This window comes from Aquabacterium sp. (genome assembly GCF_049274795.1).
GTDB lineage: Bacteria > Pseudomonadota > Gammaproteobacteria > Burkholderiales > Burkholderiaceae_C > Aquabacterium.
This window is the reverse complement of sequence record NZ_JBASTH010000120.1, coordinates 88,873-115,302: the sequence shown is the minus strand read 5'-3', so window position 1 is coordinate 115,302 and position 26,430 is coordinate 88,873. Positions and strand designations below refer to the sequence as shown.

Below are 26,430 nucleotides of genomic sequence, written 5' to 3'. Positions count from 1 at the left end.
ACGCGCGCGTCGCAAATCCGTCACGGGCGATGCCCATCATGCAGGCATGCGCCCCTGGTCCACCTCTCCGCTGATGCGGGCCCTCAGGTCCGCCACGCCCGGCACCGGCCACCTGCCCTGGCAGGGTGCACTGTCGGCGGACAACACGCCGCACGACGACGATCCCGGCGCACCGAGGGCACGGCATGTGCGCACGGTCTGGATCTCCGACGTGCACCTGGGCACGCCCGGCTGCCAGGCCCACGCCCTGCTCGACTTCCTCAAACACGTCGAGTGCGACACGCTCTACCTGGTGGGCGACATCGTCGATGGCTGGCAACTGCGCCGCAGTTGGTACTGGCCTCAGGCGCACAACGATGTCATCCAGAAGCTGCTGCGCAAGGCGCGCAAGGGCACGCGCGTGATCTTCATCCCCGGCAACCACGACGAGTTCGGCCGCAAGTACCTGGGCCACAACTTCGGTGGCATCGAAGTGGCCGAGGAATGGCTGCACACCACCGCCGATGGGCGCCTGCTGTGGATCACCCATGGCGATCTGTACGACGGCGTGATCCAGTGCGCCCGCTGGCTGGCCTATGTGGGCGATTCGGCCTACGAGTTCGTGCTGCGCCTGAACCGGCACCTCAACTCCTGGCGCGCGCGCATGGGGCTGCCCTACTGGTCGCTCTCGCGCTACCTCAAGCTCAAGGTCAAGCGCGCGGTCAGCTACGTCAACGATTTCGAGGAAGCGCTGGCCCGCGAGACCCACAAGCGCGGCGCCCAGGGCGTGGTCTGCGGCCACATCCACCACGCCGAGATGCGCGACATCGGCGGCGTGCTCTACTGCAACGATGGCGACTGGGTGGAGAGCCTCACGGCCCTGGTGGAACATGCTGACGGCCGGCTGGAAATCCTGGATTGGGCGGCCGAACTGACACAGGCCCAAACCCAAGTTCAAGCCCAGGCGCAGACCAAGACGAGCAAGGCGACCGCTGCGGCACAATAGGATTCCATTTCCAAGAATCCGAACGCCCGCTCATGGCATTTTCCGACAACCTCAAACAACTGCCCTCCGCCGCCCACCTGGCCTCGCTGCAACTGATCGATGCCCAGGGCGCTGTGGTCGCCACCATCGAGAACAAGCCCGGCCAGGCCGGCTCGCTGGCCGTGTACGCAGCGCTGGCCGAGCGCCATGGCCGCATCAACGCCGCGGCCGCCCAGGAAGGCCTGGACATCTACGCCGAGCACACCGCTGATGCCCGCACCAACCCGGGCAAGCACCCCAACATTGATCGCCTGATCGACCTGCTGGCCTCGGGCACCGAACTGACGGTGGCCCTGCAACCCCAGTAAGTCTTTCGTGAGGCCCATGCCGCGCATTGCAGCCAGGCTCGCCCTGGCCCTGGGGCTCACCGCCTTGCTGGCCCTGGGGCTCGCCAGCGCCTGGATGGCTTGGCAAACCCACCAGCAACGCGCCGCCACACCAGGCTTCACGGCGCTGGCGGTGCTGCCTGATCGCTCCGTCTGGCTGTCGGTCAACCAGGAGCTATGGCACCTGGATGCCCGCGGGCACCCGCAGACCCGTGTGTCTGCCCGCGACACGGGGCTGCCCTCCGCGCCCCACCGGCTGGCCACCGTCGCTTCACAATCCCTCTACGCCCTGACCCCCGGCCTGCCCGAGGTGGCCGTGCTGGACACGAACACCGGGCGTCTGCAGCGCCGCATCGCCCTGCAGTGGCCCGCCGACCTGAAGACTTCTTTCGACACCCGAACAGCGGATCTGGCTGTCGCCCCTGATGGCCGCATCGCCATCGCGCAAGGCGCAGCGCGCGGCGTGCTGCTGTTCGATGCGCAAGGCGCCCTGCTGGCACGCACCGATCCCCGGGCCCTGGCCCTGCCCACCAGCCTGTGGTGGGACGATGGCGAGCTGTGGGTCACGGACGCCGGCCAGCACCAGTTGCTGCGCCTGAGCGGCAACACCCTGGCGGTCAAGCAGGCCGTGCAGCTCTCGACCAAGGTCGCCACACGCCACACCGTGCATGGCGTGGAGCACCCGCGCGCCGGCATCGACGTTCACGCACCCGTGGCCACCCTGATCCGCCTGGAGCCCGACGGCCCGACCGGCCTTGTCACCTACGAATGGCCCGACGGCATGGAGATCGGCCAGGACATCGGCCCCAAGGGGCAGCCCCGCGACCTGGCCTGGGTCGGCGAGACCCTGCTGGTGCTGGAGAACCTCGAACTGCGCCTGCTGCGTTTCGACGTGGACCGCCGCGGCCTGGGCGATTTCGGCGACATGACGGTACAGCGCTGGCTGGAGCAGGCCTTCCAGGCCCGGGAGCGCCTGCGCCGTGCCCAGTGGGCCTGGGCCGGCGGGGCCGCGCTGTCTTTGCTGCTGATGCTGGGCCTGGCCGGCACCCTGCTTCGCCGCCCCGCGGCCAACGCACCGGAAGAACACACCAACGAGCGCGCACTGCGCTGGCTGGACGAGAACCCCGCCTGGCAGGCCGTACAGCTGGAGCAGGAGAGCGTGCGCGACACCATCGAGCTGTCAGCCCCCGAGGGCGATCTGTGGCTGATCCTGAGCAACCGCCGGCTGGTGGCCTTCCATGTGGACGGTCAGCACACCTTGCCACGCGGCGCCTGGCACCGCACCGATGTGGTCGAAGTAGAACTCACCCCGCCCGGCAAGACCCCCTGGCGCTGGCGGCTTGGCCATCGACGCAAGCCTGCCTGCGGGCTGCGGCTTCGTCTGAACGATGGCACCGTACTGCAAGGGGGTGCCCAATCGCAGGACACGGCCGAACGCATGGCGACCGTGCTCAGGCTGGGGATGCCGCCTGCGCCTCCTTCGACTCATCCGCCTGCTGCGACAGCATGAAAAAGGGCGCCGTTGAGGCGCCCTTGCCCATCCAGCAGCGGATCGATCACCCCACCCACTTGCGGGCGTTGCGGAACAGGCGCAGCCAGGGGCTGTGATCGCCCTTGTCGCCACTGGTCCAACTCATCTGCAAGTTGCGGAACACGCGCTCCGGGTGCGGCATCATGGCCGTGAAGCGGCCGTCGGCCGTGGTCACTGCCGTCAGCCCGTCCGGGCTGCCGTTGGGGTTGAACGGGTAGGTCTCGGTCACGGCACCGTGGTTGTCCACGAAGCGCAGCGCGCGCTTCACCGCAGCCTCGTTGCCGCGCTGCGAGAAGTCGGCGAAACCTTCGCCATGCGCCACCGCGATCGGCAAACGGCTGCCGGCCATGCCCTGGAAGAAGATTGAAGGGCTGTCCAGCACCTCGACCTGGCTCAGGCGGGCCTCGAAACGCGTGCTCTGGTTGTGCGTGAACTTGGGCCAGTCCTGCGCGCCCGGGATGATCGGGCTCAGCGCCGCCAGCATCTGGCAGCCGTTGCAGATGCCCAGGGCGAAGGTGTCCGTGCGCCCGAAGAAAGCGGCGAACTGCTCGGCCAATTGAGGGTTGAACATGATCGAGCGGGCCCAGCCTTCGCCAGCACCCAGCGTGTCGCCGTAGCTGAAGCCACCGCAGGCGATGAAACCCTGGAACTGCTCCAGGCGAGCACGACCACCCAGCAGATCGCTCATGTGCACGTCGTACGTCTCGAAGCCACCCAGGTGCATGGCGTAGGACATCTCGACGTGCGAGTTCACGCCCTGCTCACGCAGGATGGCCACCTTCGGGCGTGCCTTGCCGATGAAGGGCGCGGACACGTCCTCCTTCGGATCGAAGGTCAGGTGCACGTGCATGCCAGGGTCGTTCTCGACGCCGATCTGCGCGTGCTCGCTGTCGGCGCAGGCCGGGTTGTCGCGCAGTTGGGCGATGCGCCAGCTCACGTCGTCCCAGGTCTTGTGCAACTGCTCCAGCGGGGCGCTGAACACCGCCTTGGTGTCGCGCCACACCTCGACCACGCCCTTGGTGTTGGGCTTGCCGATCACGTGGCTGTGGCGGGACAGGCCGTGCTCGCGCAGCGTGCGCAGCACGTCGTCGCGCTCGGCGGTGCGCACCTGCAGCACCAGGCCCAGCTCTTCGCTGAACAGCGCCTTGAGTGTCAGCTCATTGCGGCGCTCGCTGACCTGGCTGGCCCAGTTCTTCGAATCGCCCATCTCGGCGCGGCTGTCGCTTATACCGTCGCCTTCGGTGACCAGCATGTCCACGTTCAGGCTGACACCAGTGTGGCCCGCGAAGGCCATCTCAGCCACGGTGGCCCACAGGCCGCCGTCCCCACGGTCGTGGTAGGCCAGCAGCTTGCCTTGCGCGCGCAGGGCGTTCACGGCGTTCACCGCCGACTTCAGCGCCTCGGGGTTGTCGACATCAGGCACCTCATTGCCGAACTGGTTCAGCACCTGGGCCAGCATCGAGCCGCCCATGCGGTTGCGGCCTTCGCCCAGGTCGACGAGGATCAGCGTGCTGTCCAGCACCTGGCCGTTCTCGCCAGTGATCAGTTGGGGCGTCAGCGTGCCGCGCACGTCGTCGATCGAGGCAAACGCCGTCACGATCAACGACACGGGCGCCGTGACCTGCTTGGTGGCCCCTTCATCGGCCCACTTGGTGCGCATGGACAGCGAATCCTTGCCCACGGGGATGGAGATGCCCAGCGCCGGGCACAGGTCCATGCCCACGGCCTTGACCGTGTCGTACAGCGCCGCGTCTTCGCCCTTCTCGCCGCAGGCCGCCATCCAGTTGGCCGACAGCTTCACGCGCGGCAGCTCGATCGGTGCGGCCAGCAGGTTGGTGATGGCCTCGCCCACGGCCATGCGGCCGGAGGCGGGCGCGTTGACCGAGGCCAGCGGCGTGCGCTCGCCCATGGACATCGCCTCGCCAGCGAAGCCTTTGTAGTCCGCCAGGGTCACGGCCACGTCGGCCACGGGCACCTGCCACGGGCCGACCATCTGGTCGCGGTGGTTCAGGCCGCCCACGGTGCGGTCGCCGATGGTGATCAGGAAGCGCTTGCTGGCCACGGTCGGGTGGCGCAGCACATCGAAGGCGACCTTGTCCAGCAGCACGCCGGTCAGGTCGATTTGGCCGCCATCCCACCGCACGCGCTCGACCACGCGGTGCATCTTGGGCGGCTTGCCCAGCAGCACGTCCATGGGCATGTCCACGGGCTTGTCGCTGCCCGGCTTGCTTTCATCCGCCAGGATCAGCTCAGCGGCCTCGGTGGCCACGCCGATCACGCCAAACGGGCAGCGCTCACGCTCGCACATAGCCTGGAAGATGGGCAGGCTCTCGGGCGCGATGGCCAGCACATAGCGCTCCTGGCTCTCGTTGCACCAGATTTCCTTGGCCGCCATGCCGGACTCCTCCAGCGGCACCTTGCTCAGGTCAAAACGCGCGCCCTTGCCAGCGCCATCGACCAACTCGGGGAATGCGTTGGAGATGCCGCCCGCGCCCACATCGTGGATGGCCAGGATGGGGTTGTTCGCACCCAGCAGCCAGCAGTGGTTAATCACCTCTTGCGCACGGCGCTGGATCTCGGGGTTGCCGCGCTGCACGGAGTCGAAATCCAGCGCGGCCGAGTTGGTGCCCGCCGCCATCGACGAGGCCGCCGCGCCGGCCATGCCGATGCGCATGCCCGGGCCGCCCAGTTGGATCAGCAAGGTGCCGGCGTCGAACTGGATCTTCTTGGTTTGCGCATCGCTGATGGTGCCGATGCCACCGGCGATCATGATGGGCTTGTGGTAGCCACGGCGGATGGCGCCTGCGCCCTTGCCCACCGTCTGCTCGAACACGCGGAAGTAGCCCGTCAGGTTCGAACGGCCGAACTCGTTGTTGAACGCGGCGCCGCCCAGCGGGCCTTCGATCATGATCTGCAGCGCGCTGGCGATGTGCTCGGGCTTGCCGACCGGTGCGGCCTCCCAGGGCTCATCGGTGCCCGGCAGGTGCAGGTTGGACACCGAGAAGCCCGTCAGGCCCGACTTGGGGCGCGAGCCACGGCCCGTGGCGCCTTCGTCGCGAATCTCGCCGCCCGAACCGGTGGAGGCCCCAGGGAAGGGCGAGATCGCCGTCGGGTGGTTGTGCGTCTCCACCTTCATCAGCACATGGGCGGTCTCATCACGCGGGCCATAGGCCGGCGCGTTGGTGAAGCCCGTGGGCGCCCAGCGCTCGATGGCGTGGCCTTCCATCACCGAGGCGTTGTCGCTGTAGGCCACCACGGTGTGCTGGGGGCTGAGCTTCTCGGTGTTGCGGATCATGCCGAACATCGACAGATCCTGCGCCTGCCCGTCGATGGTGAACTGGGCGTTGAAGATTTTGTGGCGGCAGTGTTCGCTGTTGGCCTGCGCGAACATGGTCAGTTCGACGTCAGTCGGGTTGCGCTCGAGGCCGGTGAAGGCGTTGACCAGGTACTCGATCTCGTCGTCCGACAAGGCCAGACCGAAGGTCACGTTGGCCTCGTCCAGCGCTGCACGGCCACGGCCCAGGACGTCCACCCGCTCCATGGCCACGCCCTGCTTGTCGTCGAACAGGCGGCGGGCTTCGTCGCGACCAGGCAGCACGCTTTCGGTCATGCGGTCGTGCAGCAAGGCGGCTGCGGCCTGCAGTTCCTGCTCGGTCAAGGGCTTGGCGCCGCCGGTCAATGTGCCGATCAGGCCGGCCTTGAGCGTCAGGCGAAACTCGGTCACGCGCTCGACGCGGCGGATCGGCAGGCCGCAGTTGTGGGCGATGTCGGTGGCCTTGGAGGCCCAGGGCGACACGGTACCCAGCCGCGGCGCCACCACGATCAGGTCACCTTCGGTCGCGCCTTCGTACGGATCACCGTAGGTCAGCAGCGCGGCCAGCTTGTCCACCTCGGCCTGGCCCAGGGCCTGGTCCGCCGCCACCCAGTGCACGTGGCGCGCATGCACGCCGACGATCTTGGGGTTGATGGCCTGCAGCCGGGGCAGCAGCGCCTGCGCCTGGTGAGGGGCCAGGGCGTTGCCGCCCTCGAAGTGCATCAGTGTGGAGGTGCGGTCGGTCACGGCAAGTAGGCCTTGTGCGGACATGGGGCTGCCCCCCGGGACGAAAAGCGCCGCCACGCCGACGATGACGGGCTGGCCAGGGCATACCGGGGAGCGTTTTGGGGGAAACCGGGATTTTACCGGGCCCCGGCCGCCGAAAGTGTCCCATCGTGCCCCCGCGTGTGCGGGCGGTGCCTCATCACGGGACACCCGTTGGCGTTCATGCCCTGGAAATCCGACCGGAAACAGCCCCTCAGGGAGCGCCATCACCCCCTGAAACCCGGATAATCATGCCCCCATGAGCATCACGATCAAAACAGGCGCCGAACTCGACGCCATGCGCATCGCCGGACGCCTGGCGTCAGAGGTGCTGGACTACCTCACCCCCCACGTGAAGCCCGGCATCACCACCGAGGCCCTGGACAAGCTGGCCCACGACTACATGGTGCAGATGCAAGGCACCATCCCCGCCCCGCTGAACTACGCGCCGGGCGGCCACACGCCCTACCCAAAGTCGATCTGTGCGTCGGTCAACCACCAGATCTGCCACGGCATCCCGAACGACCGCGCCCTCAAAACGGGTGACATCGTCAACCTGGACATCACTGTCATCAAGGATGGCTGGCACGGCGACACCAGCCGCATGTTCGTGGTGGGCGAAGGCTCCATCGCCGCCAAGCGCCTGTGCACCCTCACCTACGACGCCATGTGGAAAGGCATCGTCAAGGTCAAGCCCGGCATCCGTCTGGGCGACATCGGCCACGCCATCCAGACCTTCGTCGAGAACCAGGGCTTTTCGGTGGTGCGCGAGTTCTGCGGCCACGGCATCGGCCAGAAATTCCATGAAGAGCCCCAGGTGCTGCACTACGGCCGCCCCGGCACCATGGAAGAGCTCAAGCCCGGCATGATCTTCACCATCGAGCCCATGGTCAACGCCGGCAAGAAGGACATCAAGGCCCTGGGCGACGGCTGGACCATCGTCACGAAAGACCGCTCCCTGTCCGCCCAATGGGAGCACACCGTGCTGGTCACCGAGACCGGCTACGAGGTGCTGACCCTGTCCGATGGCAGCCCGCCGCTGCCCGACTTCGTCACCGCCACCAAGACCTGATCCACCGGCCCCGAGGCACACCGCCCGGGGCCTTCGTTTTGGCCCGAGGCCCCGCGCCCGCCCGCAGTACAGCGCACACGCCATGCCCCTGGACATCGCCGCCATCCGATCGCAATTCAAAGCGGACAAGGCCGAGTTGCTCAAGCAGTTCGCCGACAGCCGGCCCACCGCCGCATCGGCGCGGGCCCTGCTCTCCCACATGGCCCGCCTGGTGGACAGCACCCTGGGCCAGCTGTGGGATGGATGCGGCATGCCCAAGGGCGCGGCGCTGGTGGCCGTGGGCGGCTACGGGCGCGGCGAGTTGTTCCCGCACTCCGACATCGACGTGCTGCTGCTGATGCCCACCTCGCCCTCGGAAACGGGTGCCGACGACATCGCCCCGGCGATCGAGGCCTTCATCAGCGCCTGCTGGGACATCGGCCTGGAGATCGGCTCCTCCGTGCGCACCGTCGAGGAATGCGTGGAAGAAGCCGGCCGCGACATCACCGTGCAGACCGCCCTGCTCGAATCGCGCCTGCTGTGTGGTGCGCGCCCCTGCTTCAATGCCCTGGTCAAGGCCACAACGGCCCAGATGGACGTGGCCACATTCGTGCGCGCCAAGATGCTGGAGATGCGCCAGCGGCACACCAAACACGAAGACACGCCCTACGCCCTGGAGCCCAACTGCAAGGAAAGCCCAGGTGGCCTGCGTGACCTGCAGGTGGTGATCTGGCTGGCCCGCGCCGCCGGTCTGGGCCGCACCTGGCAGGAGCTTGCCCGCAACGGCCTGCTCACCCCCTTCGAAGCCCGCCAGTTGCAGGCCAACGAAGGCCTGCTCAAGCTGATCCGCGCCCGCCTGCACGTGATCGCCAGCCGCCGTGAAGACCGCCTGGTCTTCGACCTGCAGAGCTCGGTCGCCGAAAGCTTCGGCTACAAGAACACCACGGCCCTGCGCGCCAGCGAAGTGCTGATGCGCCGCTACTACTGGGCGGCCAAGGCCGTCACGCAGCTCAGCCAGATCCTGATCCTCAACATCGAGGAGCGCATCACCGGCTCGCAGGACGCGCCCATGCACGTGATCGACGAGCAGTTCCTCGACCGCGGCGGCCTGCTCGAAGTCGCCAGCGACGACCTCTACCAGAAGGACCGCCACGCCATCCTGCGCACCTTCCTGGTCCTGCAGCGCGAGGACACCGTCAAGGGCCTGTCGGCCCGCACCCTGCGCGCGCTCTACAACGCTCGCGGCCTGATGGACGCGTCCTTCCGCAACGACCCAGTCAATCACGCCGCGTTCATGGACATCCTCCAGGAGCGCCACGGCCAGACGCGCATCCTGCGCCTGATGAACCAGACCAGCGTGCTGGGCCGCTACCTGTGGGTGTTCCGCCGCATCGTCGGCCAGATGCAACACGACCTGTTCCATGTCTACACGGTCGACCAGCACATTCTGATGGTGGTGCGCAACGTGCGCCGCTACTTCATCCCCGAGCATGCGCACGAGTACCCCTTCTGCACGCAACTGGCCTCGCAATGGGACAAGCCTTGGGTGCTGTATGTCGCTGCACTGTTCCACGACGTGGCCAAGGGCCGGGGGGGAGATCACTCCGAGCTGGGTGCCGTCGAGGTGCGCCGCTTCTGCAAGAACCACGGCATCACCGGCGACGACGCCAAGCTGATCGAGTACCTGGTGTCCGAGCACCTGACCATGTCCCGCGTGGCCCAGAAGGAAGACCTGTCCGACCCCGACGTGATCCAGTCCTTCGCCCGCCGCGTTGGCAACGAGCGCACGCTCACCGCGCTGTACCTGCTCACCGTGGCCGACATCCGCGGCACCAGCCCCAAGGTCTGGAACGCCTGGAAGGGCAAGCTGCTCGAAGACCTCTTCAAGCTCACCCTGCGCGCCCTGGGCGGCTCGCGCCCTCACATGGATGCCGAGATCGAATCGCGCAAGCAGCAGGCCCGCAAGTCGCTGGCGCTGCGCTCGCTGCCCGCCGACATCGAAGTGGCGCTGTGGAAAACGCTGGACGTGGGCTACTTCGCGCGCCACGACCCGGCCGACATCGCCTGGCACGCACGCTCCATTTCCCGCTACGAAAACACGCCGCAGCCACTGGTGCGTGCCCGCCTGTCACCCGTGGGCGAAGGCTTGCAAGTGCTGGTGTACTCGCCCGACCAGCCCGACCTGTTCGCACGCATCTGCGGCTACTTCGACCGCGCCGGCTTCAACATCCAGGATGCGCGCGTGCACACCACCAACACGGGCTACGCGCTGGATACCTTCCAGATCATTGCCGGTCCCAACGCGCGCCATGAAGGCGTGCACTACCGCGACCTGATCGCATTGGTGGAGACGCAACTGGCCGAGGCCCTGTCCTCCGACGCACCACTGCACGATCCGCTCAAGGGCCGCCTGTCGCGCCGGGTCAAATCCTTCCCGATCCGCCCGCGCATCAGCCTGCGCCCGGACGAACGCGGCCAGCGCTGGCTGCTGTCCATCTCGGCCAGCGACCGCTCCGGCCTGCTCTACGCCATCGCGCGCGTGCTAGCCCGTCATCAGATCAACCTGCAACTGGCCAAGATCGACACGCTGGGCGAGCGTGTGGAAGACACCTTCCTGCTCACCGGCCCCACCCTGCGCCAGGACAAGGTCCAACTGGCGGTGGAAACCGAACTGCTCGAAGCCCTGGCCGCCTGATCCCCCAGGCAACCTTACAGCCCAAGGCTGACGCGTCATTACAACGACACAGGGTTTCCAGCAGTCGGTAAAGATTTGTCAGCGCCCTGCCTGCACGGCATGGGCAAGCCTGGGCAGACCATGAAAGGCTCAGGCCGGCTCTTTGGGATCCAGCAGGGCCTCGAGCTGAGCGATCTGGTCGCGCAGCATCAAACGCCGCTTTTTGAGGCGGCGCAAGGCCAATTCATCGATCGGCTGCTGCTGGCCGGCACGGTCGATCAGGCTGTTGAGATCGGCGTGCTCGATGCGCAATTCGATCAGTAGACGCTGGGGAGAATGCAGGTTTTCTTGCATCAGAGGTGCCAAAAGACCACCGGATGGCCACCAAAAGGCTGCCGGAGGGTCCCACTCTAGGGGGATACCGCCCCCTCTCACTGGCCAAGAGGGGACCAAACGGCATTATAGTTTTCCCCATGAGCACCCCAGCTTCCAGCTATCGTCTTGTGGCGGCCACCGGCCTGCACCGTGGCGATCGGCTGTATCAACAAGACCAGGTCGAGATCCTCCCCCACCCCCGCGTCTCCGGATGCCTGATGGCGGTGGTAGCCGATGGCATGGGCGGCAAGAGCGGCGGCCGAAAGGCGGCGGACCAGGTGATCCTGACCGCGCGCCAGATCTTCGAGCGCTACATCCCCGCCAAGGATGATTCGGGGGCCTCGCTGCAGCAGATGGTCCAGGAGGCCCACCTGATGATCAAGCTGACGGCCATCGCCTTCGAGGAAGAGCCGCACAGCACGCTGGCCGCCTTCATCGTGAACCCCGACCGCAGCGCCACCACCGTGCACGCCGGTGATTCGCGCATCTACCACTTCCGTGAATCCGAGTTGCTGTTCCGCACGCAGGACCACTCCTTCGTGCAGCGCCTGATCAACGAAGGCCAGATCACCGAAGAAGAAGCCAATACCCACCCGCAGTCCAACCTGCTGACGGGCTGCCTGGGCACCCAGGCCGATCCGCCACTGGCCACGCACCAGATCGACCAACTGCAGGTCGGCGACACGCTGATGGCCTGCAGCGACGGCATGTGGCATTACTTCAGCCCGCGCGAACTGGGCGCCATCGTGCAGACGCTGCCTCCGCGCGAGGCGGCCGAGATGCTGGTGAGCAAGGCACGTCACCGCGCCCGTGGCGGTGGCGATAACCTGTCGGTTGCGCTGGTGCGCGTCGAAGCCGGGGCCTGATTACTCAGGCCTCAAGCCCCAGGCCTCGCGGCTCAGGTCAGCGAGGTGTCCACAACCCGGCGCTCTTCGCTCAGGTATTCCTTGGACTGCATTTCGTTCAGGCGCGAGACCGTGCGTGGGAACTCGTGCGCCAGCGGGCCTTCCATGTAGAGCTGCTCGGGCGGCACCGCCGCCGAGATCACCAGCTTGCAGCGCCGGTCGTACAGCACATCCACCAGCCAGGTGAAGCGCCGCGCCTCCGAGGCCAGGCGGATCGGCATCTGCGGCACGTCGCTCAGCAAGATGGTGTGGAACTGCGTGGCCAGTTCGAGGTAGTCGTTCTGTGAGCGCGGGCCACCGCATAGCGTGTTGAAATCGAACCAGACCACCCCCCCAGCGCGGCGCTTGGCCTTGAGCACGCGGTGCTCGATGCTCAGAGAGGGATCCTGGTCGGCGGTCTCAGCCAGCTTGTCGAACACCTCGGTCATGCGCGCATGGGCGTGCTCGTCCAGCGGCGTCAGGTACAGGTTGGCCAGCTCGAGCGTGCGGCGGCGGTAGTCGTTGCCGCTGTCCACGTTGATCACCTCAAGGTGGCTCTTGAGCAGCTCAATGGCCGGCAGGATGCGGTCACGGTGCAGACCGTTCGGATAGAGCCCGTCCGGGTGGAAGTTCGAGGTCGTGACAATGCTCATGCGGTGGCGGAACATCGCGTCCAGCAGGCGGTGCAGGATCATCGCGTCCGTCACGTCGGCCACGTGGAACTCATCGAAGCAGATCAGGCGGTGCTTGCGCGACATGCGCTTGGCCAGCACCTCCAGCGGGTCGGTCACGCCCTTGAGTTCATGCAGTTGGCGGTGCACCTCGCGCATGAACTCGTGGAAGTGCAGGCGCGTCTTGCGCTCCAGCGGCACCGCCTGGAAGAAGCAGTCCATGATGAAGCTCTTGCCGCGCCCCACCCCGCCGTACATGTACACGCCCTTGGGCAAGGGCGGGTAGCGCAGCATCTTGGTCAGCGCGTTGGAGCGCTGGGCCTTGTAGCCGGCCCATTCATCCTGGCAGCGCTGCAGCGCCGCGATGCCGAGCAACTGGGCCTCGTCCGCCTTGTAGCCACGCTCCGCGAGGCTTTTCTTGTAGAGCTCGGTGACGGAGATGGTGTAATCAGGCATGAAGGTTCGGACAGCGGTCGCCGCAACAGTCGCAGAAGGCGGGGCACAAAGAAAAGGGGCAGCCAGGCCGCCCCTTGCCGATGCTCGCCCAGCGCGGGGCGAAAGATCAGAAGTTTAAGGTGCGCTTGTCCACCGCGAGCGCGGCTTCCTTGGTCGCCTCGCTCAGGCTGGGGTGGGCGTGGCAGATGCGGGCGATGTCCTCGGCGCTGGCCTTGAACTCCATGGCCACCACGGCCTCGGAGATCAGTTCGCTGGCCATCGGGCCGATGATGTGCACACCCAGGATCTCGTCCGTCTTGGCGTCTGCAATGAACTTCACGAAGCCGGTGGTATCGCCAAGAGCACGTGCGCGCCCGTTGGCAATGAAGGGGAAGGAGCCAGCCTTGTAGGGCCGCCCTTCCGCTTTCAGCGCCTGTTCGGTTTTGCCGACCCAGGCGATCTCCGGGCTGGTGTAGATCACCCAGGGAATCGTGTTGAAGTTGACGTGGCCGTGCTGGCCCGCGATGCGCTCGGCCACCGCCACGCCCTCTTCTTCTGCCTTGTGTGCCAGCATGGGGCCGCGCACCACATCGCCCACCGCCCACACATTGGGCAGGTTGGTCTTGCAGTCGTCGTCCACCACGATGGCACCGCGTTCGTCGAGCTTCAGCCCTACGGCCTCGGCGCCCAGGCCGTTGGTGTTGGCGGTGCGGCCGATCGAGATGATCAGCTTGTCCACTTCGAGCTTCTGCTCGGCGCCGGCGGCATCCGCATAAGTCACGGTCACGCCCTTCTTGGCGGCCTTGACCTCGCTGATCTTCACGCCCAGCTGGAGCTTGAGGCCCTGCTTGGTCAGCACCTTCTGAGCTTCCTTGGCGACCTGTTCATCGACAGCGGCCAGGAAGGTCGGCAGCGCTTCGAGGATGGTCACTTCAGCACCCAGGCGGCGCCACACCGAACCCATCTCCAGGCCGATCACGCCAGAGCCGATCACGCCCAGCTTCTTGGGCACTTCGCCGATGGCCAGCGCGCCGTCGTTGGACAGGATCTGCTTCTCGTCGAAAGGTGCACCGGGCAATGCGCGGGCGTTCGAGCCCGTGGCGATGATGATGTGCTTGCCGGTCAGCGTGGCGGGCTTGTCGCCGGTCACGTCGATCTGGTAGCCGCCATCAGCCGCCTTCGTGAAGGCACCACGGCCGTGGAAGAAGCTCACCTTGTTCTTCTTGAACAGGAACAGGATGCCGTCGTTGTTCTGTTTGACCACCGTGTCCTTGCGGCCGATCATCTTGGCGATGTCCAGGCTCAGGCTCTGCACACCGATGCCGTGCTCGGCGAAGTGGTGGCTGGCGTGGTCGTAGTACTCGGACGACTGCAGCAGCGCCTTCGAGGGGATACAGCCGACGTTGGTGCAGGTGCCGCCGGGCGCCGGGCCGCCCTTGCTGTTCTTCCATTCGTCGATACAGGCAACCTTGAAGCCCAGTTGGGCTGCGCGGATGGCGGCGATGTAGCCGCCGGGGCCCGCGCCGATGACGATGACGTCGAATTGATTGTCGGACATGGTGTGGTGTGCGTCAGGTTGGTTGCGTGGCTTCGGCAGGCGTGCTCAGTGATGTTGTCACTGGCCGTCTTCAGGCACGAAGATCCACAGCAGAACGTAAATCAGGAGGCCCGCGCCCCAGAACAGGAACAGCAGCGTGAAGGCCAGCCGCCAGACCCAGGACTCGATCCCCGTGAGCCGCGCGATGCCCCCGCAGATGCCGCCCAGCCAGCGATCCTCGGTCGAGCGGCGCAGGCGCTGCACGGCGGCCCCGACATGCTCGGGAACGCCGGCGCCAGGGGCCGCGCCCTGAGGCGCATGGCTGGAAGCGATCAGGCGCGCCTTGGCTTGCTGGAACTCTTCCGCGCTCAGCACGCCGCGCTCTTGCAGCGCGGCCAGGCGTTCGAGTTCATCGGCAAGTGACATGGCGTGCTCCTTGTAGGGAGGCTTGCAGCCGTTTTGCAGGTCCGAGCGAGCCCTTGTGAGGCCCGCCCGGCCGCAAAACAGTGCAAACGGGGGTCAACTGGGTCGGCCGTTCGATCAGATGTCGAACAGCAGGCGGGCCGGATCTTCCAGGGCTTCTTTCATGGCGACCAGGCCCAGTACGGCTTCGCGGCCGTCGATGATGCGGTGGTCGTAGGACATGGCCAGGTAGTTGATCGGGCGGATCACGATCTGACCGTTCTCGACCACGGCGCGGTCCTTGGTGGCGTGCACGCCCAGGATGGCCGATTGAGGCGGGTTGATGATCGGGGTGGACAGCATCGAGCCGAACACGCCGCCGTTGGAGATGGAGAAGGTGCCGCCGGTCAGCTCTTCCAAACCGAGCTTGCCGTCGCGGGCCTTCACGCCGAACTCGGCGATCTTTTTCTCGATCTCGGCGAAGGTCATCTGGTCGACGTTGCGCAGCACCGGCACCACCAGGCCACGCGGCGAGCCCACGGCCACGCCGATGTCGAAGTAGCCGTGGTAGACGATGTCGTTGCCATCGACCGAGGCGTTGATGACCGGGTACTTCTTGAGCGCATGCACCGCGGCCTTCACGAAGAAGCTCATGAAGCCCAGCTTGACGCCGTGTTCCTTCTCGAACTTCTCCTGGAACTTCTTGCGCATCTCCATCACCGGGGCCATGTTCACTTCGTTGAACGTGGTCAGGATGGCGTTGGTGGCCTGCGACTGCAGCAGACGCTCGGCCACGCGGGCACGCAGGCGGCTCATCGGCACGCGCTGCTCGGGGCGATCAGCCAGGTTGGCGGTGCCGGCAGGCGCCTGCACGGACGGCAGCGAAGTGGTCGGCACGCCGGTGGGGATGACGGCTGCCGGTGCAGCAGCGGCAGGCTTGGCAGCGGGCGCACCCGAGGCCAGCGTGGCCAGCACGTCGCCCTTGGTGACGCGGCCATCCTTGCCCGTGCCGCTCACTTGGGCAGCGGTCAGGTTGTTGTCGGCCAGCAGCTTGGCAGCGGCGGGCATGGCCACATCGCTCTTGCTGCCGCCAGCGGCCGGGGCTGCAGCAGCAGGTGCCGGCGCTGCGGCGGGCGCCTCGATGGCCTTGACCGGCAGCGGGCTGATGGCCTCCTGGCCTTCGGTGTCGATGCGGGCGATGACTTCGTCGCTGGTGACCGTGTCGCCGTCGTTCTTGACGAGCTGGGCCATCACGCCGGCGGCCGGTGCGGGTACTTCCAGCACGACCTTGTCGGTTTCGATTTCGATGATGATTTCATCGGCGGCCACGGCTTCGCCGGGACGCTTCTTCCACTGCAGCAGGGTGGCTTCGGCCACGGACTCGGACAGCTGGGGGACTTTGACTTCGATGATTGCCATGATGTGTTCTCCGCGGGATCTCCGCGTGGCTCGCCTCACCCGGCCTGGCCGCTCGTCATGGAGCCGTGCACAGGCCGACAGGTGATGGCGTCACACGGTGATCGCCATAAACCTGTTATTTGGTGAGGACGAAGCCCTTGAGCTTGGCGAACGCCTGGTCCAGCAGGGCTTTTTGCTGTTCCTGGTGCAAGTGCGAATAACCCACGGCCGGCGAGGCGGAGGCGGGACGGCCCGCGTAGCCCAGCTTCTGGCCATCGGCCATGTTCTCGTGGATGTAGTGCTGCACGAAGAACCATGCGCCCTGGTTCTGAGGTTCGTCTTGGCACCACACCAGCTCGCTCAGGTTCGGGTACTTCTTAGTCTCGGTGGAGAACGCCTTGTGCGGGAAGGGGTACAGCTGCTCGACACGGATGATGGCCGTATCAAGCGCCTTCTTCTCGGCACGCTTCTTGACCAGGTCGTAATAGACCTTGCCCGAGCAGCACACCACGCGCTTGACCTTGCTGGCGTCGATGGTCTCGTCGACCTCGGGGATCACGGTGCGGAACTCGCCGCGCGTGAACTCGGTCAGCGGCGAGGTGGCGTCCTTGTTGCGCAGCAGCGACTTGGGGGTCATGATGACCAGCGGCTTGCGGAACATGCGCACCATCTGGCGACGCAGCACATGGAAGATCTGGCTGGCCGAGGTCGGCTGCACGATCTGCATGTTGTTGTCGGCGGCCAGCTGCATGAAGCGCTCCAAGCGGGCCGAGCTGTGCTCGGGGCCCTGGCCTTCGTAGCCGTGCGGCAGCATCAAGGTCAGGCCGTTGGAGCGGCCCCACTTCACTTCGCCGGAGGCGATGAACTGGTCGATCACCACCTGGGCGCCGTTGGCGAAGTCGCCGAACTGGGCTTCCCAAATCACCAGGGTGTTCGGGTCGGCGCTGGCATAGCCGTATTCGAAGCCCAGCACCGCCTCTTCAGACAGGATGGAGTCGATGACGACGTACGGAGCCTGGTTGTCGGCCACGTGCTGCAGCGGGATGTAGGTACCGGTGTCCCACTTCTCGCGGTTCTGATCGTGCAGCACCGAGTGGCGGTGGGTAAAGGTGCCACGGCCGCAATCCTCACCGGACAGGCGCACCGGGTAGCCCGAGGCCACCAGCGAGGCAAATGCCATGTGCTCGCCCATGCCCCAGTCGACGTTGATGTCGCCGCGGCCCATGGCAGCGCGGTCATCGACCACCTTCTGCACCAGTGGGTGCGGCTTGAAATCAGCCGGGATGGTGGTGATGCGCTCGGCCAGACGGCGGAACTCGGCCAGGGGCAGCGCGGTGTCGGCGCTGTCGGTCCACTTCTTGCCCAGGTAGGGCGTCCAGTCCACCGCGTACTTGCTCTTGTAGTTGGTCAGCACCGGATCGACCGTGTGCTTGCCGGCTTCCATCGCGGCACGGTAGTCCTTGACCATCTGGTCAGGCACTTCCGGTGCCAGCGTGCCACCGGCCACCAGACGATCGGCGTACACCTTGCGGGTGCCGGGGTGGGCCGCGATCTTCTTGTACATCAGCGGCTGGGTCATGGACGGCGTGTCCTGCTCGTTGTGGCCCAGCTTGCGGAAACAGACGATGTCGACGACGACGTCCTTGTTGAACTCCTGGCGGTAGTCCAGCGCGAGTTGCGTGGACAGCACCACGGCTTCGGCATCATCGCCGTTGACGTGCAGCACCGGCGCTTCGATCATCTTGACCACGTCCGTGCAGTACAGCGTCGAGCGGCTGTCACGCGGGTCGGAGGTGGTGAAGCCGATCTGGTTGTTGATGACGATGTGGACCGTGCCGCCCGTGTAGTAACCACGGGTCTGGGCCAGTGCCAGCGTCTCCATCACGACGCCCTGGCCTGCGAAGGCGGCGTCGCCGTGCACCTGCACGGGCAGGACCTGGTCGCCTTCCTTGTCGCCACGGCGATCCAGGCGGGCCTTCACCGAGCCTTCGATCACCGGGTTGACGATCTCAAGGTGCGAGGGGTTGAACGACAGCGACAAGTGGACAGGGCCGCCGTCGGTCGTCACGTCGCTCGAGAAGCCCTGGTGGTACTTCACGTCGCCGGACGGCAGGTTCTCGGGGGCGGTGTGCTCGAACTCCTGGAACAGGTCTTTCGGTTCCTTGCCCAGGGTGTTGACCAGCACGTTCAGGCGGCCGCGGTGGGCCATGCCGATCACGATCTCTTGAACGCCCTTTTCGCCGCCGCGCTGGATGAGTTCATCCATCGAGGCGATGAAGCTTTCGCCGCCTTCGAGCGAGAAGCGCTTCTGGCCGACGTACTTGGTGTGCAGGAAACGCTCGAGGCCTTCGGCGGCCGTCAGGCGTTCCAGGATGTTCTTCTTCTTCTCGGCACTGAAGGTGGGCTTGGAGCGGATGCTTTCGAGCTTCTCCTGCCACCACTTCTTCTCGTCCGGATCGGTGATGTGCATGTACTCGGCGCCGATGCTGCCGCAGTACGTTTCACGCAGGGCCTGCACAATCTCGCGCAGGGTCATCTGCTCGGCCTTCGTGAAGTACGTGTTCGTCGCGCTGAACGTGATGTCCATGTCGGACTCGGTCAGGTCGTAGAACGCAGGCTCGAGCTGAGGGATCTTGGGGCGTTCCTGGCGCTTGAGCGGATCGAGGTCCGCCCAGCGGGAGCCGAGGAAGCGGTAAGCGGCGATAAGCGATTGAACGTGGACCTGCTTGCGCGCCACGGCCAGATCAGCGCTGCTGGTCTTGACCATGAAGGCGTTGGCCTTGGCACGCTGGGCGAACGATTCAACCACGGGCGCATGGGCCACATCGCGGTGATCGGTGCCATCGGCGGCAGGAACGTTCTGGAGGGCGTCGAAGTAGGCGCGCCAGTTGTCTGGCACCGAACCGGGGTTGTCGAGGTAGGCCTCGTACAACTCTTCGACATAAGGGGCGTTGCCCCCGAACAGGTACGAGTTCGACCTGAACTGCTGCATCATTTCGCTCACCTCACTCCTGGGTATCCCAGGACATTGGCTGGTTGAGAAACCTTCCGCGACACGGCTTGACCGGTTGGCGGATTGCGACCCGCCTTGCTGACTTCTGAAGGAATCTCCAGCAAGGGCGACGGGAAGGGTCGTAAAAACCGCTGCAACTGTATCACCGATCCTCCAAGGCTGCCATGCGCATGGGCTCGAATTTATGAAAGCCAGGCGACATTGGAGGGGATGTGTTCAGACCGCAGTCATGAAAAAAGCCGGGCACTGCCCGGCTTTCGTTGTTTCGGATCAACCGAAGTTCTTGGCAGCGAAGTCCCAGTTCGCCAGGCTGTTCAGGAAGGTCTCCACGAACTTGGGACGGGCGTTGCGGTAGTCGATGTAGTAGGCATGCTCCCACACGTCGATGGTCAGCAGGGCCGTGTCGGCGGTGGTCAGCGGGGTGCCGGCGGCGCCCGTGTTGACAATGTCCACGGTGCCATCGGGCTTCTTGACCAGCCAGGTCCAGCCGGAACCGAAGTTACCGACGGCCGACTTGGTGAAGGCTTCCTTGAAGGCCGCGAAGCTGCCGAACTTGGCGTTGATGGCATCGGCCAAGGCGCCAGTGGGCTCGCCACCGCCGTTGGGCTTGAGCGAGTTCCAGAAGAAGGTGTGGTTCCACACCTGGGCGGCGTTGTTGTAGATGCCGCCGCTGGACTTCTTGATGATCTCTTCCAGGGGCAGGTTCTCGAACTCGGTACCAGGGATCAGGTTGTTGAGGTTCGTGACATAGGCCTGGTGGTGCTTGGCGTAGTGGTACTCGAAGGTCTCCTTCGAGATGTGGGGGGCCAGCGCGTCCTGCGCGAACGGCAGGGGGGGAAGCGTGTGTTGTGCCATGGTGCTTGTTCCGATGGTTGGGGATGAAAACGGATCGGCATCGATTGTAGGCACGAGGGCTTGGAAGATGCGCGCATGAGCAAATTCCTCACACGAGGATCCGGGCTTAAGGCGACTTGTCGGCCCCACTTGCCAGCACCTGTCGTACATCCACATCGAGGCGACCATCGGCCATGCGCACCTGGAGGCTTTGCCCGGCCTGCACAACGTCCACGGTGGTGACGGGCTCACCATCCACTGTGCCCAGCCAGGCATAGCCGCGCTCCAGCACGCGCTGAGGGTCCAGCGCGGCCAGGCGCAAGCCCAGGTGCTCCTGGTGCTGACGTGTCCACGCCACACGGTGCGCCACGGCACGCGTCAGTTGGGCCGGCACCGGGGCCAGGCGATGTCGCGCCGATGCTACGGACTCACGCACGCTGCCCTTGAGCCGGGACTCCAGTTGCGCCAATTGCTGCTGGTAGCGACCCACCATCTGCGCGGGCCGCGACAGGCGCAAGGCCAGGTTGTCCAGCGACTGGGCCTGGCGGTCCAGTTGCTGCCGCACGCGCCATTGCATGCGGCCGGCCAGGGCGCCCAGCTCGTACAGGGACTGGGCCTGCGGGCTGGCCACCAGCTCGGCTGCCGCGGTGGGCGTGGGCGCACGCAGGTCGGCGGCCAGATCGGCCAGCGTCACATCGGTTTCATGGCCGACGCCGCAGATCACAGGCACCGGGCAGGCCGCCACGGCACGCACCACCCGCTCGTCGTTGAAGGACCACAGGTCTTCGAGCGAGCCACCGCCACGGCACAGAATGACCGTGTCGATGCCCTGCCCCAACGCGTCACGGGCACGGGCATCGCGGTCCAGCCAGACCACCTTAGCCAGCGCATCGACGATCTGGGCCGGTGCCTCCGCGCCCTGCACCGCGCAGGGCACGATGATGGCTTCGATGTGCGGCACACGCCGGCGCAAGGCCGTGACCACATCGCGCAGGGCCGCCGCCGCCAGGGAGGTGACCACCGCGATGCGGCGGGGAAACGACGGAATGGGCCGCTTGCGGGCCTCGTCGAACAGGCCTTCGGCCTCCAGGCGCGCCTTGAGGCGCAGAAACTGCTCGTAGAGCGCACCGGCGCCGGCCTGCGTCAGGCCCTCGACCACCATCTGCAGCTCGCCCCGTGCCTCGTAGACCGACAGGCGCCCACGGGCCTCGACAAGCTGCCCCTCGCGCGGGCTGAAGTCGACCTGGGACAGCGCACGGCGGAACATCGCGCAGCGCAAGCTGGCCTGTCCCCATTCGTCCTTGAGCGTGAAATAGCCATGGCCGCTGGCCGCGCGCGTGAAACCGCTGATCTCGCCCTTGACCACGACGCCGCCATAGCGGACTGCCAGCGTGTCGCCCACGGCCTGCACCAGGGCGGCCACACCCCAGACCCTGGCCCCGGCGGATGCCCCAGAAGGCTGGGCGTGGTGGGACAGCAAGCCCCAATCGTCCGTGCCGGCACTCACGCGCGCCCCGGCTTCGTCATGCGCCGCGTTGATCGGGCTGCGGGCCGCGCCAATGCTGGGCCGTGGTGTCCACAGAGCCCCTGGACAGGGCTCCGCAGGCCCTTTTCACTGTCACAGACGCTTAACAATGTCATAAGTAATTGATTTCATTGAACAAATCGCCGCCTAATTTTTAAGCAAATTAACAAAGGCCGCGATTTTCCCAGGGGCTGGGCCGCCATCCACCCGGTTTCCCACAAAGTTATCCACAAGAACGGTGGATGACTTGTGCGGTGCACACCTGAACGACCGCGGGAAACCTCGGGGCTTGCAACACGGGTGCCGACCCTCGGAGTTTGTGAGATTTCAACGCGATAATGCGCCTTTTCCAAGCTCCGGCGGATGGTGTTTCACGCCCCGCCCCGACCCCGGGAGACACCGTTGCTGTCGATCTTACAGGCCGCTGGCTGGCCGATCATTCCACTGCTGTTGTGCTCCGTCGTGGCCCTGGCCCTGATCATCGAGCGGGCGCTGAGCCTGCGCACCGCCCGCGTGGCGCCACCCCGGCTGGTCGACGAGGTGATCTCGGTGACGCGCGCCAATCTGCCGTCCACGGACACCATCACCAAGCTGTCGGAAAACTCCACGCTGGGCAACGTGCTGGCCCATGGCCTGCAGGCCGCCACCGACCCGCGCCCCAGCGAAGAGCACCTTCGCGGCGCGCTCGAAGCCGCCGGGCGCCAGGCCATGTACCAGCTCGAGCGCAACCTCAACGCGCTGGGCACCATCGCGGCAGCCGCACCGCTGCTGGGGCTGCTGGGCACCGTCATCGGCATGATCGAGATCTTCGGCGCCAGCGGTGCCGGTCCCTCGGGCAGCGGCGGCAACCCGCAGGAGCTGGCCCACGGCATCTCCATCGCGCTGTACAACACCGCCTTCGGCCTGATCGTGGCCATCCCCTCGCTGATCGCCTACCGGCACTTCCGTGGCCGTGTGGATGGCTTCGCGCTGCAGATGGAACTGGCCGCCGACCGTCTGGTGTCGCACCTTATCCGGCTCAACGCGCCGCGCCGCTGAGCCAGCACTGACCGCACCCGGACGCCAGCCCCCAAGGATCCCGCGATGCCGATGAACTTCCGCCACCGCCGCACCGAGGAGCCGGAGATCAACCTGATCCCGTTCATCGACGTGCTGCTGGTCGTGCTCATCTTCCTGATGCTCACCACGACCTATTCGCGCCTGACCGAGCTGAAGATCAACCTGCCCACGGCCGATGCGCAATCGACCAAGGCGCGCCCCAAGGAACTCAGCATCCTGGTGAGCGCCGATGGGCGCTACATGGTCAACCAGCAGCAGGTAGAGGGCCGCAGCGTCGAACTGCTGGCCGCTGCCCTCTCGCGGCAGGCCGGCTCTGCCAAAGACACCATCGTGGTCATCAACGCCGATGCGGCCGCCACGCACCAGAGCGTGATCAACGTGATGGACGCGGCCCGGCGCGTGGGCCTGCACCAGTTGACCTTCGCCACGCAAGGCCAGCAAACCGGCGGCACCGGCAGCGCAGGTGCTGCCGCAGCGGCCAACGAGCCCTGAGGCTCACGCCCCAGGCCTGCACCTCACCCATGTCTGCCTCCGCCTGGCTCACACGACAATGGCTGCGGCGGGGATGGGCCGCGCGCCTGCTGTGGCCGCTTCATGCGCTGATGCAGGGCCTGCTGAACCTGCGGCGCCTGGCCTATCAACGAGGCTGGAAGATCACCCGCGGCCTGCCTGTGCCGGTCATCGTGGTGGGCAACCGCGTGGTGGGTGGTGCCGGCAAGACCCCGACCGTGCTGGCCCTGGTGCGGCACCTTCGGGCCCAGGGCTGGCAGCCCGGCGTGCTCTCCCGCGGCTATGGTCGTGAAGGCGGCGCGCAGCCCGTCGTGCTCGATGCCAGCACGGAAGACGGCCTCAATGCGCGCCAGGTGGGTGATGAATGCTGGCTGATCTGGCGGCACACCGCGGCCCCGATGGGCATTGCCGCGCGGCGCCATGACGCCGGCCAGGTGCTGCTCAAGGCCCACCCCGAGATCGATGTGCTGGTGTGCGATGACGGCCTGCAGCACTGGGCGCTGGCACGCCAGATCGAGATCGTGGTGTTCGATGAACGCGGCCAGGGCAATGGCTGGCTGCTGCCTGCGGGCCTGCTCCGCGAACCGATCGACGTGCCACCAGGCCCGGGTTGCGACCGCCCCGCGCTCGTGCTGTACAACGCGGCCAAACCCAGCACACGCCTGAGCGGCCACCTGGCGCTCAAGGCCCTGGCCCCGCTGCAACGCTGGGAAGACTGGTGGAACGGCAGCCCTCCCCCCGCCCAGGGGCCGCGGGTACCTGAGGTGCTCAAGCAGACACCGCCGAACCAGTTGTGGGCCATCGCCGGCATCGCACAGCCCCAGCGCTTCTTCAAGCCGCTCAAGCGCCTGGGGCTGGACTTCACCGCCTGCCCCCGCCCCGATCACGACCAGCTCGATCCCCTGCCCTGGCCAGCGCACGTTCGCCACGTCGTGCTGACCGAGAAGGACGCCGTCAAGCTCAGCCCACAACAGCTGGCACAGCAACGCCCCGACACGCAGGTGTGGGTTGCCTCGCTGGACTTCCAGCCCGAAAAGGGCTTCTGGCAGGCCCTGGACCAGCGCCTCGCTGAACTGCACGCCAAGGCTGGCGGCGCCAGTGTGGCGCCAGACGCCTCGCCGGCCTGAGCCACCCGACTGATCCACCCGTCTGCACCAGTGCCCTGGCAATTTGGCCGACCACTGCGCCAAGCCACCATCTCCCTGTTACCCTCACCCCATGGACACCCGACTCATTGAACTGCTGGTCTGCCCCGTGTGCAAAGGCCCCCTGCAACGCGGCGACGACGGCCAGGCCCTGGTCTGCCCCGCGGATCGTCTGGCCTTTCCCATCCGCGATGGCATCCCCGTGATGCTGGAAAACGAGGCCGTGTCGCTCGACCAGGGCGCACCCTCGCCTGCCCCTGCCGGCACGCCGTCCGCCTTGCCCGGCCAGCCCGGCTGACCCTCAGGCCTGTCCTGCCATGTCCTACACCGTGCTGATCCCTGCGCGGCTGGCCTCCAGCCGCCTGCCTGACAAACCCCTGGCCGACATCGGCGGGCTGCCCATGGTGGTGCGCGTGGCGCGCCGCGCGGCGCAGAGCCAGGCCAGTGCCGTGGTGGTGGCAGCCGATGCCCCCTCCATCGTGGAAGCCTGCGAGCGGCATGGCGTGCGCGCCGTGATGACACGCCAGGACCATGCCACCGGCTCCGACCGCCTGGCCGAGGCCTGCGCCCTGCTGCAATTGCCTGACGACACCATCGTCGTCAACGTGCAGGGTGACGAGCCCTTGATCGATCCCACGCTGGTGGATGCCTGCGCCAGCCTGCTGGCTGCCCAGACCGATTGCGTGATGAGCACTGCGGCCCACCCCATTGACGATGCGGCGGATTTCGCCAGCCCCAACGTGGTCAAGGTCGTGCTCGATGCGCAACAGCGGGCGCTGTATTTTTCGCGCGCGCCCATCCCCTGGTGGCGCGATGCCCCCGCGCCGGCCACGCCAGCCACGGGCGCCGCCCAGCCGCTGCGCCACATCGGCTTGTACGGCTACCGCGCAGGCTATCTGCGCAGCTTCCCGCAACTGAGTGCCAGCCCGCTGGAGCAGGTCGAATCGCTGGAACAACTGCGGGTGCTGTGGCATGGCCACCGCATCGCCGTGCACATCACGCCCACGGCGCCCGGTACCGGGGTCGACACCCCCGCCGACCTGGAACGCGTGCGCCGCCTGTTCAAGCGCTGAGTTGCATCAGAGGCCTCGCCTAAGATGCGCGCGAGCCATGGTCACTGGCGCGGTTCGTGCAAACGTCCTACCCGGACGAGAAAGGGGCGTCCGGATGCACCAACCGGGAGCAACCCTGGCTGAACACGGGGGTGCGCGTGATATCCTCACGCGCTTATCATGGTCGGGGTCATGGTCAAAAGCCTGACCGGCACCATAGGTTACCGAGGAGCTACATGAAACTGATCCTGTTGGGCGCACCTGGCGCCGGCAAAGGCACGCAAGCAGCGTTCCTCTGCCAGAAGTACGGCATTCCCCAGATCTCGACGGGTGACATGCTGCGCGCGGCCGTCAAGGCTGGCACCGAACTGGGCCTGGCCGCCAAGAAGGTGATGGACGCAGGCCAACTGGTCAGCGACGACATCATCATCGGCCTGGTCAAGGAGCGCATCACCCAGCCCGATTGCACCAACGGTTTCCTGTTCGACGGCTTTCCCCGCACCCTCCCTCAGGCCGACGCCATGAAGGCCGCCGGCGTGAACCTCGACGTGGTGCTCGAGATCGACGTGCCCGATGAAGCCATCATCGAGCGCATGAGCGGTCGCCGCGTGCACGTGGCCTCGGGCCGCACCTACCACGTCAAGTACAACCCGCCCAAGGTGGCAGGCAAGGACGACGCCACCGGCGAAGACCTGATCCAGCGTGAGGACGACAAGGAAGAGACCGTGCGCAAGCGCCTGGACATCTACCACCAGCAGACGCGCCCCCTCGTGAAGTACTACAGCGACTGGGCCACCTCCGGCGAGGCCGGCGCCCCTCGCTGCGCCAAGATCAGCGGCATCGGCACCGTGGACGAAATCACCACGCGCGCGCTCGAAGCCCTGTCGAAGTAAGACCAGGCACCAT

The 26,430-nt window shown here is 66.4% G+C and carries 21 protein-coding genes; 12 read left to right on the top strand and 9 right to left on the bottom strand.

The features are described 5' to 3' along the window. Nucleotides 1-46: 46 nt before the first annotated feature. Genes WAQ08_RS19975 through WAQ08_RS19965 form a run of 3 tightly spaced genes read left to right on the top strand, consistent with a single transcriptional unit; the run spans nucleotide 47 to nucleotide 2,860 of the window. Complete coding sequence (locus WAQ08_RS19975; RefSeq protein ID WP_422194119.1) at nucleotides 47-985, top strand: UDP-2,3-diacylglucosamine diphosphatase; 939 nt, start codon at nucleotides 47-49, stop codon at nucleotides 983-985. A gap of 32 nt (nucleotides 986-1,017) precedes the next feature. After that, nucleotides 1,018-1,332 (top strand): DUF2322 family protein, encoded by a 315-nt coding sequence (locus tag WAQ08_RS19970; RefSeq protein ID WP_422194117.1) that lies wholly within the window; start codon nucleotides 1,018-1,020, stop codon nucleotides 1,330-1,332. A gap of 16 nt (nucleotides 1,333-1,348) precedes the next feature. Beyond that, nucleotides 1,349-2,860, top strand: a complete 1,512-nt coding sequence (locus WAQ08_RS19965; RefSeq protein WP_422194115.1) for a hypothetical protein — start codon at nucleotides 1,349-1,351, stop codon at nucleotides 2,858-2,860. Between the two features lie 46 nt (nucleotides 2,861-2,906). On the opposite strand, the gene purL is transcribed toward WAQ08_RS19965, so the two are convergent. Then, nucleotides 2,907-6,965, bottom strand: a complete 4,059-nt coding sequence (gene purL, locus WAQ08_RS19960) for a phosphoribosylformylglycinamidine synthase (RefSeq protein ID WP_422194113.1) — start codon at nucleotides 6,963-6,965, stop codon at nucleotides 2,907-2,909. Between the two features lie 253 nt (nucleotides 6,966-7,218). On the opposite strand from purL, the gene map reads away from it, so the two are divergent. Both map and WAQ08_RS19950 read left to right on the top strand, forming a co-directional pair. Then, nucleotides 7,219-8,031, top strand: a complete 813-nt coding sequence (map, locus tag WAQ08_RS19955; RefSeq protein ID WP_422194111.1) for a type I methionyl aminopeptidase — start codon at nucleotides 7,219-7,221, stop codon at nucleotides 8,029-8,031. Nucleotides 8,032-8,113: 82 nt separating this feature from the next. Continuing rightward, a complete protein-coding gene (locus tag WAQ08_RS19950; protein ID WP_422194110.1) occupies nucleotides 8,114-10,705 on the top strand; it encodes a [protein-PII] uridylyltransferase in 2,592 nt (863 codons plus the stop codon). 129 nt (nucleotides 10,706-10,834) lie between these two features. Here the strand turns inward: WAQ08_RS19950 and WAQ08_RS19945 are convergent, their stop codons facing one another. Beyond that, nucleotides 10,835-11,038, bottom strand: a complete 204-nt coding sequence (locus WAQ08_RS19945; protein ID WP_422194109.1) for a YdcH family protein — start codon at nucleotides 11,036-11,038, stop codon at nucleotides 10,835-10,837. 119 nt (nucleotides 11,039-11,157) lie between these two features. Here WAQ08_RS19945 and WAQ08_RS19940 point away from each other — a divergent pair, with 119 nt between their 5' ends. Continuing rightward, nucleotides 11,158-11,925: a PP2C family protein-serine/threonine phosphatase gene (locus tag WAQ08_RS19940; protein ID WP_422194108.1), complete on the top strand. Its 768-nt coding sequence runs from the start codon at nucleotides 11,158-11,160 to the stop codon at nucleotides 11,923-11,925. Between the two features lie 32 nt (nucleotides 11,926-11,957). On the opposite strand, the gene zapE is transcribed toward WAQ08_RS19940, so the two are convergent. From zapE to xseA, 7 genes are all read right to left on the bottom strand, one after another. After that, nucleotides 11,958-13,070, bottom strand: a complete 1,113-nt coding sequence (zapE, locus tag WAQ08_RS19935) for a cell division protein ZapE (protein WP_422194107.1) — start codon at nucleotides 13,068-13,070, stop codon at nucleotides 11,958-11,960. A gap of 106 nt (nucleotides 13,071-13,176) precedes the next feature. Beyond that, nucleotides 13,177-14,607: a dihydrolipoyl dehydrogenase gene (gene lpdA / locus WAQ08_RS19930; protein ID WP_422194105.1), complete on the bottom strand. Its 1,431-nt coding sequence runs from the start codon at nucleotides 14,605-14,607 to the stop codon at nucleotides 13,177-13,179. A gap of 57 nt (nucleotides 14,608-14,664) precedes the next feature. Continuing rightward, nucleotides 14,665-15,012 (bottom strand): PspC domain-containing protein, encoded by a 348-nt coding sequence (locus WAQ08_RS19925; RefSeq protein ID WP_422194103.1) that lies wholly within the window; start codon nucleotides 15,010-15,012, stop codon nucleotides 14,665-14,667. Nucleotides 15,013-15,126: 114 nt separating this feature from the next. After that, a complete protein-coding gene (gene odhB, locus WAQ08_RS19920; protein ID WP_422194102.1) occupies nucleotides 15,127-16,407 on the bottom strand; it encodes a 2-oxoglutarate dehydrogenase complex dihydrolipoyllysine-residue succinyltransferase in 1,281 nt (426 codons plus the stop codon). A gap of 115 nt (nucleotides 16,408-16,522) precedes the next feature. Further along, nucleotides 16,523-19,381 (bottom strand): 2-oxoglutarate dehydrogenase E1 component, encoded by a 2,859-nt coding sequence (locus WAQ08_RS19915; RefSeq protein WP_422194307.1) that lies wholly within the window; start codon nucleotides 19,379-19,381, stop codon nucleotides 16,523-16,525. A gap of 288 nt (nucleotides 19,382-19,669) precedes the next feature. Then, nucleotides 19,670-20,254 carry a superoxide dismutase [Fe] gene (sodB, locus tag WAQ08_RS19910; protein WP_422194101.1) on the bottom strand — a complete coding sequence of 195 codons (585 nt, stop codon included), beginning with the start codon at nucleotides 20,252-20,254 and terminating at the stop codon, nucleotides 19,670-19,672. Nucleotides 20,255-20,360: 106 nt separating this feature from the next. After that, nucleotides 20,361-21,710 carry an exodeoxyribonuclease VII large subunit gene (gene xseA / locus WAQ08_RS19905; protein WP_422194305.1) on the bottom strand — a complete coding sequence of 450 codons (1,350 nt, stop codon included), beginning with the start codon at nucleotides 21,708-21,710 and terminating at the stop codon, nucleotides 20,361-20,363. A gap of 450 nt (nucleotides 21,711-22,160) precedes the next feature. Between xseA and WAQ08_RS19900 the strand changes: the two genes are divergently transcribed. From WAQ08_RS19900 to adk, 6 genes are all read left to right on the top strand, one after another. Further along, a complete protein-coding gene (locus WAQ08_RS19900; protein ID WP_422194100.1) occupies nucleotides 22,161-22,796 on the top strand; it encodes a MotA/TolQ/ExbB proton channel family protein in 636 nt (211 codons plus the stop codon). 51 nt (nucleotides 22,797-22,847) lie between these two features. Beyond that, complete coding sequence (locus WAQ08_RS19895; RefSeq protein ID WP_422194303.1) at nucleotides 22,848-23,309, top strand: ExbD/TolR family protein; 462 nt, start codon at nucleotides 22,848-22,850, stop codon at nucleotides 23,307-23,309. A 29-nt stretch (nucleotides 23,310-23,338) separates the two neighbouring features. Next, nucleotides 23,339-24,454 carry a tetraacyldisaccharide 4'-kinase gene (gene lpxK, locus WAQ08_RS19890; protein WP_422194099.1) on the top strand — a complete coding sequence of 372 codons (1,116 nt, stop codon included), beginning with the start codon at nucleotides 23,339-23,341 and terminating at the stop codon, nucleotides 24,452-24,454. Between the two features lie 91 nt (nucleotides 24,455-24,545). After that, nucleotides 24,546-24,770, top strand: a complete 225-nt coding sequence (locus WAQ08_RS19885) for a Trm112 family protein (RefSeq protein WP_422194097.1) — start codon at nucleotides 24,546-24,548, stop codon at nucleotides 24,768-24,770. A gap of 19 nt (nucleotides 24,771-24,789) precedes the next feature. After that, the gene (gene kdsB, locus WAQ08_RS19880) at nucleotides 24,790-25,545 is read left to right on the top strand and encodes a 3-deoxy-manno-octulosonate cytidylyltransferase (protein ID WP_422194096.1); all 756 of its coding nucleotides are present in this window, start codon (nucleotides 24,790-24,792) and stop codon (nucleotides 25,543-25,545) included. Nucleotides 25,546-25,760: 215 nt separating this feature from the next. Continuing rightward, nucleotides 25,761-26,417: an adenylate kinase gene (gene adk, locus WAQ08_RS19875; RefSeq protein WP_422194094.1), complete on the top strand. Its 657-nt coding sequence runs from the start codon at nucleotides 25,761-25,763 to the stop codon at nucleotides 26,415-26,417. Nucleotides 26,418-26,430: the final 13 nt, after the last annotated feature.